The following is a 15,044-nucleotide window of genomic DNA, read 5'->3' as shown; positions in this document are numbered from 1 at the left end:
GCCCAGCAACCTCGCGCGAGGTTGCTGGGCCGCCGTCAGGTATGTCTGAGCCAGACATGATGCATGCATCAATGTATGCATCTGTTATCGTGGGTCCGTGAATGATTTGCTGACACTGCCCTGGCAGCGCATCGACGACTCCGCTCCGATCGCCGTTCGGATGGCCGCGGCGACCGCCCGGGAGATCATCGAAGGCCGACACGAACCCGGCGACCTCCTGATCGAGTCCGACCTCGCCGCCGCGCACAACGCCAGTCGCACCCCCGCCCGGGAGGCGATGCTCCAGCTCGAACGCTGGCGCCTCGTCCGCCTCGTCCCCAAGAAGGGCGCGCTCGTGACCACCGTGACGGGCAAGGAGCGCCGCGACCTGCTCGCCGTGCGCTCGATGTTCGAGATCGACGCCGTCGAGACACTGTCCGACAGCGGCAACCTCACCGCTCTGGCCGCCGATCTGCGCACCCTGCTCGGCGAGCAGAGGGAGGCCCTTGACGCGGGCGATCCGCTCGGCTTCGCCAGCGCCGACTACGCCTTCCACGCCCGCCTGATCCGCAGCGGCGACAACGCCATCGTCACCGAGATGCTCACCACCATGGGCCCGCGCCTGGCCCGCCTGACCTTCCAGGTCGCCATCGACGCGCCGCACACCCTCGACACGCTCCTGACCGAGCACGAAACTCTCACCGACCGCGCCGAGGCGGGCGACGCAGAAGGCTTCGCCCGCCTCGTCCGCGCCCACATCGAAGGCTCCCACTTCCCGCAGTCCCGCTGAGGAGGACCATGACCGCTTACCCCTCGACCCCCACGAACGGCACCGCCGCCGAGGCAGTCCCCACCGGGAACAGGAATACCCGCACCGAGGCGGTCCCCGTCACCGACGTCGAAACGCAGGTTCCGAACCCTGCCCGGTCCCACCTCGGCGAGGTGGATCCCGATCGTGGGCCGGAACGGCCACGGCGGGCGTGGCTGATGGTGGCCCCGGCGATGTTCCTGCTCGCGTGGGGCGGCAACCACTTCACTCCGCTCGTGCACATGTATGAGGAGGACGGCGGCTACGCCATCTGGCAGGCGAACCTGCTGCTGGGCATGTACGTGGGCGGGCTCATTCCGGGACTGTTGGTCGCCTCGGCGCTGTCGGATCGGCATGGACGCAAACCCGTGCTCATCGCCGGGTCACTCGCCGCGATCGCCGGCAGCGTCGGTCTCGGATTTGGCTTCGACCTCTTCTGGCTCCTGTGCCTCGGCCGTGTGCTCGCCGGCATCGGCGTCGGCGTGGGGATGTCCGTGGGCACCAGCTGGATCAAGGAACTCTCGGCCCCGCCGTTCGATGACCGGGCCGATATCACGGCCGGTGCGCGCCGTCCCGCGCTGACTCTGACCCTGGGGTTCGCCGTCGGTGCCGCGGTCACCGGGTGCCTTGCCCAGTGGGCGCCCCTCCCCGAGGTGGCGCCCTATGCGGTGCACGGACTGCTCAACCTCGTCGCGTTGGCCATTGTCTGCACCGCTCCGGAATCCCTGTCGCCTGCGCACCGCAGCACCGAACATTGGTGGCGGGGACTGCGCGTCCCCCTCGTGGCCCATCGCACCTTCCTGCGACTCATCATCCCCGCAGCCCCCTGGGTGTTCGGTGCGGCAGGCATCGCCTACGCCGTCATGCCCGCACTGGTCCAGGATGAGCTGGGGGAGTGGACGACCCTCTACGCCACCGTGCTCACCGTCGTCACCCTCGGCGCCGGAGCGCTCGTCCAGAACTGCGTACCGCAGATCAACCGCGTCACCGGCGGACGGGCGCTCGTCGTCGGACTCGTGCTCATGACGTCAGGCATGGCGCTCGCGGTGGTGGCCGCGCTCGCGGCGAACCCGATCCTGGCCCTCGTCGTGGCCGTCGTGCTCGGCATCGCCTACGGCGTGTGCGTGGTGGCCGGACTCGTCATCGTCCAAGCCATCGCCGAATCCGACGACCTTGCCGGGATCACCGGCGTGTACTACTCGCTGGCCTACTCCGGTTTCCTGCTGCCGACGGTGCTCGCCGCCTTGCTGCCGGTCATGCCCTACGCTGTGTCCCTGGGCGGTGTGGCCGTGATCTGCCTTGCCTGCCTCGGGGTCGTGGCGCTCGGGTCGCGTCGGTCGGGTTCGCGGCCCCGGGCCTGAGCCCGATCGGTCGTGCACCGACCGCCGGGCAGTGTCCGCCGGCGTCCCACCTCAGGCGGCGTCGTCGTCGCTGATGAGCTCCTTGACCAGGTGCACGGTCCCCTCCGTGGGGGTCTTCTCGCTGACGACGTATCCTTCGCTGCGATAGAGGGAGATGTTGTGTGTGCTCGCCGCTCCTGTGCTCAGCTCGATGCGGTCGCAGTCCGGACTCAGAGCCGCCTCGGCGTGGCGCAGCAACCATCGGCCGACTCCTGATCCGCGTTCGTCGGGAGCGACGGCGAGGCGACCGATGTGGCCGGTGGTGCCCTCGGTCTTGGTGCGGACCATTCCGATGAGGCGGCCGTCGAGTTTCAGTCCGGTGACTGACCATTCGCCCAGCCATTCGCGGACCGCCTCGGTGTCTTCGTGCAGCGGGGGCAGGTCGAGGGCGGAATTGGCCACGGCCTCGTCGACCCAGCAGCAGCGCTGCAGCACGACGATGTCCGCGGCATCGCCGATATCCAGGGACCGGATGACGCTGCCGGGCAGCGGACCCGCCGCCGCGGCGGGAAGAAGTGCCTCGCGCATCGGCGCAAGAGCACGGGAGAGCCGAGCCGCCTCGCCGATCATCATCTCGGCCGTGCTGTCCATTCGTGGGTCGGAAGCGAGGCGATCGCCCTGGACTGCGTCCCTGATATGCAACGCGATCGTGGCGCTCAGCGGCACAAGTCGGAGCGTGGTGATGATCTGCTTGGCATGGTGGACGGATCGGGTCCCCGCCGAGGTATTGCCGTAGCTGACGAAGCCCATCGGCTTCCACGCCCATTCGCTGCTGAGGAAGTCGAGTGCGTTCTTCAGTGAGGCAGGCATGCCGTGGTTGTACTCGGGGGTGACGACGATGTATCCGTCGGCGGAGGCCACGAGCGAACTCCACCGTTTCGTGTGCTCGTGGACGTATCTCCCCGAGGAGGGGTGGTCCTCCTCGTCGAGAAACGGCAGGTCGACGTCCTGCAGCGATACCTGCCGGAGTTCGACCCCGAGGTGACGAGCCGCCGCCGAGGTGGTGCTTGTGAACCAATCGGCGACCATCGGTCCGAGGGCGTTGGGGCGGGTGCTGCAGGTGATGACGAGGAGCGTCGGTCTATTCGGTGACATGTAAATGAGAGTACGTGGTATTATGTTTACATGTCAACGAAAAATCCTGGTTCCGCCGCTCCGTGGCTGAGCACCGACGAGGAGCTGGCCTGGCGCGCCTTCAGACGCATGGCGGTCTTCATGAAGGCCCGCACGGCACGCGATCTCGCCGAGACCGGGCTGTCGGAACCGGACTACGAGGTGCTGAGCACACTGGTCGAACGCACCGAAGTCACGAGCACCTTGCATGAGCAGGCGGCGAAGATGGGGTGGTCGAGGAGCCGACTGTCGCGGCACGCCTCTCGGATGGAAGCGCGAGGTCTGATCAGCCGCGCACCCGACCCGGCGGACGGGCGGGGCTGCCTCCTCGTTCTTGCGACGGCGGGACGGGATGCCCTGCGCGAGAGCACCGCGGTGCACCTGGAATCGGTGCGCCGCCATTTCGCGGATCGCCTCGACGAGCGGGACCTCGCCGACCTGATCCGGATCGCTGAGAAGGTGGAGGACGCCGGCGCCCCCTGAAACCCCCAATTGCTACCTGACGGCCTCCCAGCAACCCCGCGCCAGGTTGCTGGGAGGCCCTCAGGTAGCAATTGGGGTGCGGATCGGAGGGGTGGGGAGGAGTGGGCGGCGTGGCCTAGGATGACAGGTGACCGCTCATCGGCGAAGTGTGAGGGAACTGAGGGAATCATGCTCGGACAGCAGAAGCGCACATCACAGGCAGTCGAGGCCTTCACCCACATCATGGGTGCTCGCCACGTCCTCACCTCGGCGTGGGCGACGGCACCCTATGCCAAGGGCAACCGCTTCGGCGGCGGGAACGTGCTCGCGGTGCTCAAACCGGCCAGCCTCGTCGATATGTGGCGGGCCCTGCAGGTCTGCGTCGATCACGACCTCATCGTCATCCCACAGTCGGCGAACACCGGCCTGACCGGCGGATCCGGGCCCGGCGACCAGGACTATGACCGCGAGATCGTCATCATCTCGACCCTGCGGATCAACCAGATCCACCTCATCAACGACGCCCGGGAAGCGATCTGCCTGGCCGGATCGACCCTGTACGAACTCGACGAGAAACTCGCCCCGCACGACCGCGAACCGCATTCGGTCATCGGTTCGACCTCGATCGGAGCCTCCGTCATCGGCGGCATCGCGAATAACTCCGGCGGCTCCCAGATCCGCAAGGGCCCGGCGTTCACGAAGCACGCGATCTTCGCCCGCGTCAACGAGGAGGGGCGACTCGAACTCGTCAACCACCTCGGCGTGGAGCTCGGAGACGACCCCGCCCACATCCTCGACAGACTCCAGCGCGGTGAGTGGGATCCCACCGATGTCACCGACCCGCCCGAGGACACGATGGAGACCGAGTACGGGGAACAGGTCCGCAGGATCGTCGACTCCCCGGCCCGGTTCAACGCGAACTCCGACTACCTGTACGAGGCGTCCGGTTCGGCCGGGAAGCTCATGGTCTTCGCCGTGCGCACCCGCACCTTCCCGAAGGAAGAAGGAGCGACCACGTTCTACGTCGGCACGAATTCTCCGGCCGAGCTCGAAGAGCTGCGACGGGTGATCCTCACTTCGGACATGCCGCTGCCGATCTCGGGCGAATACATGGGCCGACCCTCGTTCGACCTCGCCGAGAAGTACGGCAAGGACACATTCGTCTCGATCAAGCACGCCGGCAGCCGCGAGCAGATCAGGCTGTTCGCGCTGAAGAACTGGGCCAACGGCGTGTTCGCAAAGCTGCCGTTCTTCGGCGAGACCGTCGCCGACACGATCGCGCAGAACGCGTTCGGTCTGCTCCCGCAGCAGCTGCCTAAGCGGATGCTCGAGTACCGCGACCGCTTCGAGCATCATCTGCTCCTCGTCGTCAGTGCCGAGGAGGAGAACCGGATGGGTGCGTTCCTTGACGACTTCTTCGCCGAGGCGGCCCACCAAGGTGACTATTTCGTGTGCAGCGCCGATGAAGCTCAGTCCGCGATGCTGCATCGTTTCGGTGCCGCGAGTGCTGCGACCCGGTACTTCAACCTCAACCGTGAGGACTCCTCGGACATGATCACCTTCGACGTGGCGCTGCGCCGCGACGATGAGGACTGGCTCGAGGTGCTGCCCGACGAGATCGCCGACCAGCTGCACATCAGCTCCTACTACGGGCACTTCTTCTGCCACGTCCTCCACCAGGACCACGTGGCGAAGAAGGGCGTCGACCCGGTGGCGCTGAAGAAGCAGATGACCGAGCTGCTCGAGGCCCGGGGTGCGGCCGTGCCTGCCGAGCACAACTACGGCAGGCTCTACCCCGTGCCGCCGAAGATGGAAGCGCACTTCAAAGAACTCGACCCGCACAACGTCTTCAACGCCGGAGTCGGCGAGACATCGGCGAAGAAGGACTGGGCCTGAGCCTGGAACCTCCGGGTGGGGCATCGCAGCACAGCGGAGCGTCGATCACTCATCCCGCAGTCCGCAGCGACCCGGGCCGTACGCAACACCCCACACCGTTAGCAGCATTTCACCCCACTGCAACGGGGTGAAATGCTGCTAACAGTGATGGATGCGCGACTCACGGTGAGCTGACGCGCTGCCGGTGAGTGATCTCGTCGGTTTCAGGCTGGTACCCGCAGCCGACCTGGCGACCTCTGACGCGGCGAAATCAGTCCTCGTCCTCGATGTAGGCTGCGGCGGCCGCCTCGGCGCGGGCCTGTTTGATCTTGCGCACCCGGGAGATCGTCATGAGGGTCAGCGCGATGATGAAGCCGAACGCTGCGCCGATCACGATGGAGTAGGTGCTGGAGGGGGCACCGGGCATCGTCCGATTGCCCATTCCCGCGTCGATGAGCGGGTAGCCGTTGCTCAGTTGAAAGACGATTGCACCGACCCAGGCGATGGCGAACAGGGCGCCGACGATATTGCCGACGATCAGCCGCCTCGGCGAGACACGAGCCATCGCCATGGAGAAGTCCACATTCTCACGTTGGCAGTAAGCGGAGACGGCGATGCTGGTCACCATGGAGCCGAAAACGATGAGTACACTCCACATTCCCGCGCCGAGTACGGCGAAGACGAGCGCAAGCGCGAAGAACACGTAGGTGGAGACCACGGCACCGAACGTATAGGCCCGCAGGATGATGTCCCGTTCGCGTTCATCGCCCATCGAGGGGTCGTCGAAGCCGGCGATTCGATCGGCAAAGGCGTTGGGTCGATTCTTTCTGTCACTGACGTTGTTCATGGGGATTCCTCCTGGAGCGAGAAGATCTCTTCGACTGTCGTGTTCAAGGCCCGGGCGATGCGCAGTGCCAGATACACGCTGGGGGCGTAGTCGCCGCGCTCGGTCGCGATGATCGTCTGCCGCGACACCCCGGTGAGCTGGGCTAACTGTGCCTGCGTCAGCCCCGCAGCCTTGCGAACCTGTTTGAGGTCCGAGGTCTGAACTTCCATACCGTTCCTTGATGTCAACTTCTCTTTACATCTAAAAGTAAAGCATGTTTGACATAAAGATGTCAATGATCTTTTACATTGTCGAGGCGGCCCTGCGGTTCCGCGATCCGTGGGCTCGCGATCGGGCCACCGCGGCCGGGCTGGGTGGGTGCAACGTCGCGTCCTCCGCGTGCAACCCCTCGCAAACGCGAAAACACCCCGCCGCAACGGGGTGTTTTCTCGCTATGGGTGGTGGATGGCCAGCCGGCGGTGCGAAGAGAGGCTACCGCGAGGGTGTGCTACTAACGGTGACGGATGCTCGCCGAGGCGACCGCCGGAGACGGCGTACGCGCCGGCAGCAGGCACTCCCTACGACTCGACCACCTTTTCGCGCCGACGGTCCTTCTCCACACGCGCTTCATGGCTCGAACGCTTGGGGTTCAAAAGCTTGAGCAGCGACAGCGCGATGATCGCTCCCAGCACAGCGCAGCCGGCGGGCAGCAGCATCGCGGTCTTCGCATCGAAGGCGTCGATGATGTTGCCGGCGACGGCCGAACCGAAGGCGACGCCGAAGCCCAGCGAGGTGCCCAGCCAGGCGAACGCCTCGGTGAGGCGGCGTGGGGGAGCGAGCTGCTCGATGACGGAGTTCGCGCCGATGAGGCTCGGTGCGATCGCCGATCCGACGACGACGAGGATGATGCCGTAGGTGACCATCGAGTTCGCCAGCAGCATCAGGCACGCACCCACGGCTAGGGCGGACACGGCCACGCCGAAGCGGTGATGGACGGCTGCCTGCCAGTTCCGGGCCCCGTACAGCGCGCCGGAGACCAGTGATCCCAGCGCCAGGCACGACAGCAGCACACCGGCGGTCGACTTCACACCGAGTTCGTCGGCGAAGGCGACGGCGATGACGTCGATGGCGCCGAAGTTCACGCCGAGGAAGATGTTGACGATGATGATCGCGAAGATGCCCGGGTTCGAGAACACGTGGCCCTTCGCCTCGGTGGTCCGCTCCACAGGTGGGGGTTCGGTCGACTTCTGGATGTAGAGCAGCAGCGATCCCACGCCGACGGTGATCATGGAGAGGATGATTCCCGCAGGCGGCCACACGGCTGTGGCGAGCACCGTGGCCAGCACGGGCCCGGAGACGAACATCAGCTCATCGGCGACCGATTCCCATGAGAACGCGGTCTGCAGCTTCTTCGGGGTGTCGACGATATGGGACCAGCGCGAACGCACGAGCGAACCGACGGAGCCGACGGTGGCGCCGCCGATGCCAGCGAAGACGAAGACTAATCCCGTCCACCATTCCTCGTACACGGAGACGATGAGCAGGGCCAACGCGATGAGGTGGGTGATGACGATGGGCACCATGACCTTCGCCTGGCCGAGGCGGTCGACGAGGCGAGCGATCCCGGGGCCGGCAAGTGCCTGGACGATCATGTAGACGGCGGAGACGATGCCCGCCATGCCGTACGACCCGGTCACGCCCTGGATGAAGAGGACGATTCCCAGCCCCAGCACCGCGATGGGCATCCGGGCGACGAGACCGGCCAAGGAGAACTTGAGAGCACCGGGAAGCGACAGAATTTCCCGATAGTTATTGAACACCAGAGAAGTCTACCGAGCGCTCTGAACGACAACCAGACGAACCCTGCGCTATTACTGGTGAGTCCCCTCACCTCGGGGAGGGAATGCTGCCGATGTGTCCTGGGGTTTGTAACAAAAGCTATATAATTGCCGAGATTGCATTTTCCTTCCCGTCGGCGTGAGTGCCGCACCGACATGACCCCGGAGTGCCGATGACGGACAACACCACCTTCGACGATCTCTTCGACCACCAGAACGAGGAACAGCAGCGCCCGCGCAAGAAGAAGCGCGTCTGGCGCAAGGTGCTCGTCGCACTGCTGATCATCGTCATCCTCGGCGTGCTCGGCATCGGGCTCTACGTCTGGAGCGTCGGCCGGTCGTTCGACAAGAACGCGAACCAGCTCAGCGATGAACAGGTCTTCGGCAAGGACAGCGCCGGCGGCAAGGAAGGCGACGGCACGAACATCCTGCTGCTCGGCTCGGACGAGTCGATGAGCGATGTCGATGTCAATGATTCGCGCGGCCTGCGTTCGGACACGATCATGGTCATGCACCTGCCCGAGGACGGCGGCAACGTCCAGATCATGTCGATCCCGCGCGACACGTACGTCGACATCGAGGGCCACGGAAAGTCGAAGATCAACGCGGCGCTGTCCTACGGCGGTCTGCCGCTGGCCGTGTCGACGGTCTCGGACTTCATCGGCACCGAACTGGATCACGTGGCGATCATCGACTTCGAGGGATTCAAGGCACTGACCGACAGCCTCGGCGGGGTGACCGTGAACTCCGAGCAGGCGTTCGAGAAGGACGGCTACTCGTTCACCAAGGGCGAGAACGTCCTCAACGGTGACCAGGCGCTGACCTTCGTGCGTGAGCGCAAGCAGTTCCAGGACGGCGACTTCCAGCGTGCACGTAACCAACAGGCGTTCATCCGCGGGCTGACGAACGAGATGATCTCGGCCGATACTCTGTCGAACCCGAAGAAGATCCAGGACATGGTCAAGAACTTCGCGCCGTACATGTACGTCGACTCGGGCCTGGATGCGAAGTACATCTCCTCGACCGCGTTCAACATGCGCGACGTCCGCCCCGGCGACATCGAGTTCTTCACCGCTCCCGTCGCCGGCGTCGGCACCTCACCCGACGGTCAGTCGATCGTCAACGTCGATGAGGATGAGCTGAAGAAGGTCCGCGACGCGTTCAAGAACGACACCGTGGACGACTACGTGCAGAACGCCCCGGAGGCCCACCTGTAGAACCTCGCCGAGGCGGCTCATTCCCGGCCGTCCCTCGCCGAGGCGGCCCACACCCGGGCTTCCCTCGCCGAGGCGGCCGACCGCAGCCGCAGCCGCGGACGCCCAGCGTCGCTGAGTCATGCACCGAGCCCCGCACCAGGAATCCTGGTGCGGGGCTCGGTGCATCTGCGGCTCGATGTATCTGCGGCTCGAGGGCCGGAGTTTCAATCCTCGAAGTTGACCTTGTGCACCGCGTTGGGAGTGCCCCACTCGTCGTCGGGATCGACGACGGCCTCGGTGGGCATCCCAAGCCACATCTTCTCGCCGGTGACGGTGTTCTCGTAGTCGACGTAGGTTGTGCCGGCGGCGCCCTCTGCGCCGACGCGGGTCCAGTGGGTGGCTTCGTCGTCGCTGTGGGCCTTGAGCTTCTCGGCGACCTGGGATGAAGAGAATGCCTCCACTCGGTCGGAATCGCCTTGTCCCCAGGCTCGGACGAGCTCGTCGGCGTAGGTGACCGGATCGGTCGGGTAGTACACGGACTGCGTGCCGACGTCTGATTCAGTGGACTGGCTGGATGAGTCGGCGAGAGACGAGTCGGCGGCCATGGCCGGTCCTGCTGCGAGCCCGAGGCCGGCGAGTCCGGCGACGGCGGCGATTCCGATGGCTGCTGCGCGGTTGCGAATGGTGGACGTCATTGTGTCGATCCCTTCTGCTGTTCCGCCGCCTCTGCGAGTTGACCGGGAGGTCATTTCGGGGCGGCATGTCATCTGACGCAGAACAGTATTGCGATCGAATATGAGGCCGCGGCAACAGAGACTGAAAGCCGACTTGGAGCCGATTACGGCCGGAACACAGGAACATTACAGCTGTGCGGCGGTCGTTGTTACATGGGGAGTGCGCGACCGGTGAAGACAAGACGGCTTGCAGATGAACCGTGTGGTCAGGGCTCTATGTGGGCACCGCGGCCGGCGCAGCTCGCAGGCCCGGCTCGGTGGTGGCCGCCGCGGCCATCCGGCTGGTGGCGCGCGTTAGTGCAACAGTTCTGCTTGAGCAGCGATACGCGATCGTGACCCGCGCCCGCCCACCCGAGGTCGCGCGCCCGCATCCGCGTGTTCGAAGTGTGGGCGCAGCGAATCAGATCCCTACGCTCACACTTCGAGGCCGCGGAAGCAGGCGTTGAGAGGCGACGCTGCGGGACTCGCCGCCTGAGCGGACTTCCGCAGCAACGCGCGGTCCTTACTCCAGCACCCCGTCGACGAGAGTTCGGGCGTCGTGCTGGACCTGGCGCAGGTGGTCCTCGTCGCGCAGGGACTCGGCGTAGATCTTGTAGACGTCTTCCGTGCCCGACGGCCGCACGGCGAACCATGCATTGTCCGTGGTGACCTTGAGTCCGCCGATGGGCGCATTATTGCCCGGCGCCGAGGTGAGCACCGCCTTCACAGGTTCACCGCCGACGGTCGTCGCGCCCACCTGCGAGGCATCGAGTGACCCCAGTCGTTCTTTCTGTGTGCGTGTCGCCGGGGCATCCTGGCGGGCGTAGGAGCTGGTGCCGTGATTCGCGGCCAGTCCCGCATAACGCTGCGAGGGAGTCTGTCCGGTCTTCGCAGTCATCTCGGCCGCGATGAGGGCGAGGATGATGCCGTCCTTGTCCGTCGACCACACCTTGCCGTCCCGACGCAGGAACGATGCGCCGGCCGATTCCTCGCCTCCGAAGGCCAGAGTCGAGTCGAGCAGGCCGGGGACGAACCATTTGAAGCCGACGGGAACTTCGAAGAGGGTGCGATTGTGGGCCGCGACGATGCGGTCGACGATCGACGAGGTGACCAGGGTCTTGCCGATCCCGGCGCCGGTCGGCCAGTTGGTGCGGGAGTCGAGCAGATAGTCGATGCCGCGGCCAGATAGTGGTTGGGGTTCATCAGGCCCGCATCGGGGGTGACGATGCCATGGCGGTCGGCATCGGCGTCGTTGCCTGTGGCGATGTCGAAGTCATTGCGTGAGGCGATGAGGCCGGCCATCGCATAGGGGGAGGAGCAGTCCATGCGGATGTTCTCGTCCCAGTCCAGGGTCATGAATGACCAAGTGGGGTCGACGTCCGGGTGGACGACGTCGAGGTTGAGGTCGTAGTCCTCGGCGATCGCCGCCCAATAGTCGACGCTGGCTCCGCCGAGCGGGTCGGCGCCGATCTTCAGCCCGGAGGAGCGGATGACATCGAGGTCGATGACCGACTCGAGGTCGTCGACGTAGTTCGAGACGTAGTCGAAGTTCTCGGTGTTCTCCAGGTGGAATGCCCGCTGGAAAGGGGTGCGCGGGATCTTCTCCCACCCCTCGGCCAGATACCGGTTCGCGCGTTCGGCGATCCAGGTCGTCGTCTCGGTGCCGGCGGGTCCGCCGTGCGGTGGGTTGTACTTGATGCCGCCATCGGCGGGCGGATTGTGGCTGGGAGTGACGATGATGCCGTCGGCCTGCGCCTCATCGCGTGACTTCCCGGCGTTGAAGCCGAGGATCGCGTGGGAGACGGCAGGGGTCGGGGTGAAGCCGTCACGTTCGTCGATGAGCGCGGGCACCTCGGCGGCGGCGAGCACCTCGAGGACGGTGAGGAATGCGGGCTCACTCAGTGCGTGAGTGTCACGGCCGAGGAAGATCGGTCCGCGAATTCCTTTGTCTCGGCGGAAGTCGACGATGGCCGCGGTGATGGCCGCGATGTGCGCCTCGTTGAAGGAACGGTTGAAGCTCGAACCGCGGTGGCCTGAGGTCCCGAAGCTCACTGCTTGCGAAGGCACCGAAGGGTCCGGAACCAAGTCGTGATACGAATCGAGAAGGGCAGGGACGTCGACGAGATCCTTGTCCTGGGCCAACTGGCCGGCGCGTGTTGTCATTCTTCTACCTTGCCAAATCCGGGCCACCTGTCACAGTTGTGTCCACGGAGTTCTTGCATCGTGGACTCTGCAGGCATGACGGATCGGATTTCCATGACCGAGCCCGCGCTGCCGCAGACTCAGTCCGGCGGCTCCACGGAGTCGTCGGACTCTTCCTTCGTGTCTCCACCGCTGATATCTCGGTCCTTGTCGGGGGTGGAGGACCCTTCGGCTTTGGCCTGGGCTTCCTCAGGGTCCCGATCGATCGGAACATCGTGCTCGGCGGCGATGCGCTCGAGCCTGTCTTCAGGAGTCTGGGAACTGCCTTCGGCATCCGTATCGGGGCCGACTCCGACGGTCGAGCTCTCGATCTCCTGCTCGTCTTCGGTCTGCTGTTCTGCTGCGTTCTCCGGCAGGTTCTTCTTCTCGTCACTCATGACTTCTGCTCCCTTCGGAGTTGAACACGCTCACGCCGTTCGACGGAGGATTGAGGATCACAAGAGGTGCGGGAGTGATCCGTGGTCTCGACGGTAGACCCATCGTGGAAACGGAGCAAGGGGGCCCATCTTCGCGGCTCATCCGTAGTGCAACCCACCGGCTCGTCACGGAAGCAGAGCGCTAAGACTGCCGACGGACAATCTCGGCGATCATCACTGGTCAGAGGCCTGTGCAACAGGAAATCCCTGAGATAGAGTGAAATCACTCCGCGGACAGGCACCCAGCGGCCTGGCCCACGCCAACCCGCACGACTGGGACGAGGATCAGTGATGATCGGACCCGACGAGAAATCGGTCAGACAGCGAGCCTCCACCGGCGGCCTGCCCTCCGACCGTTTCATCGATTCGACCTTGGCCGACATCCACACGCGTTATCGGGGGCTCGACGACGGTGAGGTCGCTGACTACATTCCGATCCTCGCCGAGGCGGATCCCCGATGGTTCGGACTCAGCCTCATCGAATCGGCCGGGACCGTGCACGAGGCCGGAGACGTCGACATCGAGTTCTCCATCCAATCCATCTCCAAGGCCTTCGTCTTCGCACTGGTCTGTCAGGCCCGCAGCTCCGAACTCGTCCACGAACGCGTCGGCGTCAACAACACCGGGCTCGCCTTCAACTCCGTCATGGCGATCGAACTCAACGACGGCAAACCGTTGAACTCGATGGTCAACGCCGGCGCCATCGCCACGACCGCGCTCATGCCCGGGGCCACCTCGGCGGAGAAATGGGAGAACATCCGCTCCGGGCTCTCCCGTTTCGCCGGGCGGCCGCTTCGCCTCGACGGTCGGGTGTACGAATCGGAGATGCAGACGAATCAGCGCAACAAGGCCCTGGCCCGGCTGCTCGAAAGCTATGGGCGGATCATCACAGATCCGCTCGACACCGTCGACATCTACACCCGGCAGTGCTCGCTGCTGGTCACCGCGCACGACCTCGCGGTGATGGGCGCCACCCTCGCCGACGGTGGGATCAATCCGCTGACCGGCCGGCAGGTCGTCTCCGCCGAGGTGGCCCGTGACACGCTCGCGCTGCTCGCCTCGTGCGGAATGTATGAGAACAGCGGCGAATGGCTCTTCGAGATCGGGCTGCCCGCCAAATCCGGGGTCTCCGGCGGCATCGTCGCCATCGCCCCGGGAAAGGGTGCGCTGGGTACCTTTTCACCGAGGTTGGACTCAGCGGGCAACAGCGTGCGCGGTCAGCGCGCGTGCTTCCACATCTCCCGGGTCCTGGGCATGAACCTCTTCGCATCGAACGCTGCTGTCGACCGCCGACGGAAAGGACAATGATGAGTGCCGAAACCGCATCGAACGACCTCGCCGAGGAGCGCCGGTCGTGGGCGCCGATGATCGGGCTCTTCCTCGCCCAGGTCCTCATGTCGTTCAACGTCGCCGCACTGCCGATCTCGCTCGGCGGAATGGTCGACGACTTCGGCGTGCCGCCCACGGTCGCCTCGTCGACGATCGTCGTCTACGGCCTCGCGGTGGCCGCGCTCGTGATGACGGGCGCGAAGCTGGGTCAGCGGATCGGGTGGGTGCTCATCTTCCGCGTCGTCCTCGTCGTCTTCGCGGCCTCCTCGCTGCTCATGATCTTCTCCCGCACGGTGACCTGGGTCATCGCCGGTCAGCTTCTCGCGGGTGCGGCGGCCGCGATCATCGTGCCCGCCCTCGTCGCTCTCATCGCGGAGAACTACCGGGGTGCGCAGCAGGCTGCGGCCGTCGGCTCGCTCGGCTCGGCACGCGCCTTCTCCGGGATGAGCGCCTTCCTCATCGGCGGCACCTTGGGCACGTTCGTCGGGTGGAGGCCGATCTTCTTCATCACGCTGGGTCTGGCCGTCATCGTCTTCGCGCTGACGTTCACGCTGAAGTCGGACAATGGTGATGGGTCGATTCGGATCGACCTCGTCGCCTCGGCGCTCATCGGTGCTGCGGTCGTGCTGCTGACGTTGGGGTTCAACAACCTCAATGGGTGGGGGATCATCCGCGCCGAGGATGGGGCACCGTTCTCGATCGCCGGGCTGTCACCGGCGCCGGTGTTCATCGTCGTCGGCGTGGTCCTCGGGCAGCTGTTCTTCATCTGGACGAAGCGCCGGAAGGCGGCGGGCAAGGTGCCTCTCGTCGACATCAGCGTGCTCGCGCCGCGAGTGAGCGCGCGGCGGTCTATGCGATGTTCGTCATCGTCGCCATGGAGGCGGCGG

13 protein-coding genes and 1 pseudogene are annotated in these 15,044 nt (G+C 65.4%); 7 read left to right on the top strand and 7 right to left on the bottom strand.

Annotated features, from left to right (window positions below; all coding sequences use genetic code 11):
* Positions 1-97: 97 nt before the first annotated feature.
* Together AC2W7L_RS17705 and AC2W7L_RS17700 are read left to right on the top strand one after the other, a co-directional pair.
* Positions 98-769 (top strand): GntR family transcriptional regulator, encoded by a 672-nt coding sequence (locus AC2W7L_RS17705; RefSeq protein WP_486005505.1) that lies wholly within the window; start codon positions 98-100, stop codon positions 767-769.
* Positions 770-777: 8 nt separating this feature from the next.
* Entirely contained in the window at positions 778-2,148 is a 1,371-nt protein-coding gene (locus AC2W7L_RS17700) for an MFS transporter (protein WP_486005504.1), read from the top strand.
* A gap of 51 nt (positions 2,149-2,199) precedes the next feature.
* Here AC2W7L_RS17700 and AC2W7L_RS17695 read toward each other — a convergent pair whose 3' ends face one another.
* Entirely contained in the window at positions 2,200-3,282 is a 1,083-nt protein-coding gene (locus AC2W7L_RS17695; RefSeq protein WP_486005503.1) for a GNAT family N-acetyltransferase, read from the bottom strand.
* 30 nt (positions 3,283-3,312) lie between these two features.
* On the opposite strand from AC2W7L_RS17695, the gene AC2W7L_RS17690 reads away from it, so the two are divergent.
* Together AC2W7L_RS17690 and dld are read left to right on the top strand one after the other, a co-directional pair.
* A complete protein-coding gene (locus AC2W7L_RS17690) occupies positions 3,313-3,783 on the top strand; it encodes a MarR family winged helix-turn-helix transcriptional regulator (RefSeq protein ID WP_486005502.1) in 471 nt (156 codons plus the stop codon).
* A 168-nt stretch (positions 3,784-3,951) separates the two neighbouring features.
* Positions 3,952-5,658, top strand: coding sequence for a D-lactate dehydrogenase (gene dld / locus AC2W7L_RS17685; RefSeq protein WP_486005501.1), 1,707 nt, complete (start codon positions 3,952-3,954; stop codon positions 5,656-5,658).
* A 250-nt stretch (positions 5,659-5,908) separates the two neighbouring features.
* Here dld and AC2W7L_RS17680 read toward each other — a convergent pair whose 3' ends face one another.
* The 3 genes from AC2W7L_RS17680 to AC2W7L_RS17670 all read right to left on the bottom strand — a co-directional run bounded on the left by AC2W7L_RS17680 (position 5,909) and on the right by AC2W7L_RS17670 (position 8,283).
* On the bottom strand, positions 5,909-6,484 hold the full coding sequence (locus tag AC2W7L_RS17680) for a hypothetical protein (RefSeq protein ID WP_486005500.1): 576 nt from the start codon (positions 6,482-6,484) through the stop codon (positions 5,909-5,911).
* On the bottom strand, positions 6,481-6,693 hold the full coding sequence (locus AC2W7L_RS17675; RefSeq protein WP_025776737.1) for a helix-turn-helix transcriptional regulator: 213 nt from the start codon (positions 6,691-6,693) through the stop codon (positions 6,481-6,483). The genes AC2W7L_RS17680 and AC2W7L_RS17675 overlap by 4 nt, the downstream gene beginning before the upstream one ends.
* A 348-nt stretch (positions 6,694-7,041) precedes the next feature.
* Positions 7,042-8,283, bottom strand: a complete 1,242-nt coding sequence (locus tag AC2W7L_RS17670; protein ID WP_486005499.1) for an MFS transporter — start codon at positions 8,281-8,283, stop codon at positions 7,042-7,044.
* A 191-nt stretch (positions 8,284-8,474) separates the two neighbouring features.
* Between AC2W7L_RS17670 and AC2W7L_RS17665 the strand changes: the two genes are divergently transcribed.
* Complete coding sequence (locus AC2W7L_RS17665; protein WP_486005498.1) at positions 8,475-9,518, top strand: LCP family protein; 1,044 nt, start codon at positions 8,475-8,477, stop codon at positions 9,516-9,518.
* Positions 9,519-9,721: 203 nt separating this feature from the next.
* Here AC2W7L_RS17665 and AC2W7L_RS17660 read toward each other — a convergent pair whose 3' ends face one another.
* From AC2W7L_RS17660 to AC2W7L_RS17650, 3 genes and pseudogenes are all read right to left on the bottom strand, one after another.
* On the bottom strand, positions 9,722-10,192 hold the full coding sequence (locus AC2W7L_RS17660) for a hypothetical protein (protein WP_486005497.1): 471 nt from the start codon (positions 10,190-10,192) through the stop codon (positions 9,722-9,724).
* Between the two features lie 541 nt (positions 10,193-10,733).
* Positions 10,734-12,373: pseudogene (gene pgm, locus AC2W7L_RS17655) on the bottom strand (phosphoglucomutase (alpha-D-glucose-1,6-bisphosphate-dependent)).
* A gap of 119 nt (positions 12,374-12,492) precedes the next feature.
* Positions 12,493-12,789, bottom strand: a complete 297-nt coding sequence (locus AC2W7L_RS17650; protein WP_486005496.1) for a hypothetical protein — start codon at positions 12,787-12,789, stop codon at positions 12,493-12,495.
* A 330-nt stretch (positions 12,790-13,119) separates the two neighbouring features.
* Between AC2W7L_RS17650 and glsA the strand changes: the two genes are divergently transcribed.
* On the top strand, positions 13,120-14,136 hold the full coding sequence (gene glsA / locus AC2W7L_RS17645; RefSeq protein ID WP_486005495.1) for a glutaminase A: 1,017 nt from the start codon (positions 13,120-13,122) through the stop codon (positions 14,134-14,136).
* Positions 14,136-15,044 (top strand): MFS transporter (locus AC2W7L_RS17640; protein ID WP_486005494.1); only part of this gene is annotated, 909 nt, incomplete at its 3' end. The genes glsA and AC2W7L_RS17640, both read left to right, overlap by 1 nt.

Source organism: Brevibacterium sp. LAARM3_SD1, from assembly GCF_057364765.1.
This window is presented reverse-complemented; position numbering and strand designations above follow the sequence as displayed.

What these genes read in the sequence shown, in the direction of transcription:
- AC2W7L_RS17700 (WP_486005504.1), top strand. Translation starts at nt 778, where the DNA reads ATGACCGCTTACCCCTCGACCCCCACGAACGGCACCGCCGCCGAGGCA.
- AC2W7L_RS17695 (WP_486005503.1), bottom strand. Translation starts at nt 3,282, where the DNA reads ATGTCACCGAATAGACCGACGCTCCTCGTCATCACCTGCAGCACCCGC.
- AC2W7L_RS17690 (WP_486005502.1), top strand. Translation starts at nt 3,313, where the DNA reads ATGTCAACGAAAAATCCTGGTTCCGCCGCTCCGTGGCTGAGCACCGAC.
- dld (WP_486005501.1), top strand. Translation starts at nt 3,952, where the DNA reads ATGCTCGGACAGCAGAAGCGCACATCACAGGCAGTCGAGGCCTTCACC.
- AC2W7L_RS17680 (WP_486005500.1), bottom strand. Translation starts at nt 6,484, where the DNA reads ATGAACAACGTCAGTGACAGAAAGAATCGACCCAACGCCTTTGCCGAT.
- AC2W7L_RS17675 (WP_025776737.1), bottom strand. Translation starts at nt 6,693, where the DNA reads ATGGAAGTTCAGACCTCGGACCTCAAACAGGTTCGCAAGGCTGCGGGG.
- AC2W7L_RS17665 (WP_486005498.1), top strand. Translation starts at nt 8,475, where the DNA reads ATGACGGACAACACCACCTTCGACGATCTCTTCGACCACCAGAACGAG.
- AC2W7L_RS17660 (WP_486005497.1), bottom strand. Translation starts at nt 10,192, where the DNA reads ATGACGTCCACCATTCGCAACCGCGCAGCAGCCATCGGAATCGCCGCC.
- AC2W7L_RS17650 (WP_486005496.1), bottom strand. Translation starts at nt 12,789, where the DNA reads ATGAGTGACGAGAAGAAGAACCTGCCGGAGAACGCAGCAGAACAGCAG.
- glsA (WP_486005495.1), top strand. Translation starts at nt 13,120, where the DNA reads ATGATCGGACCCGACGAGAAATCGGTCAGACAGCGAGCCTCCACCGGC.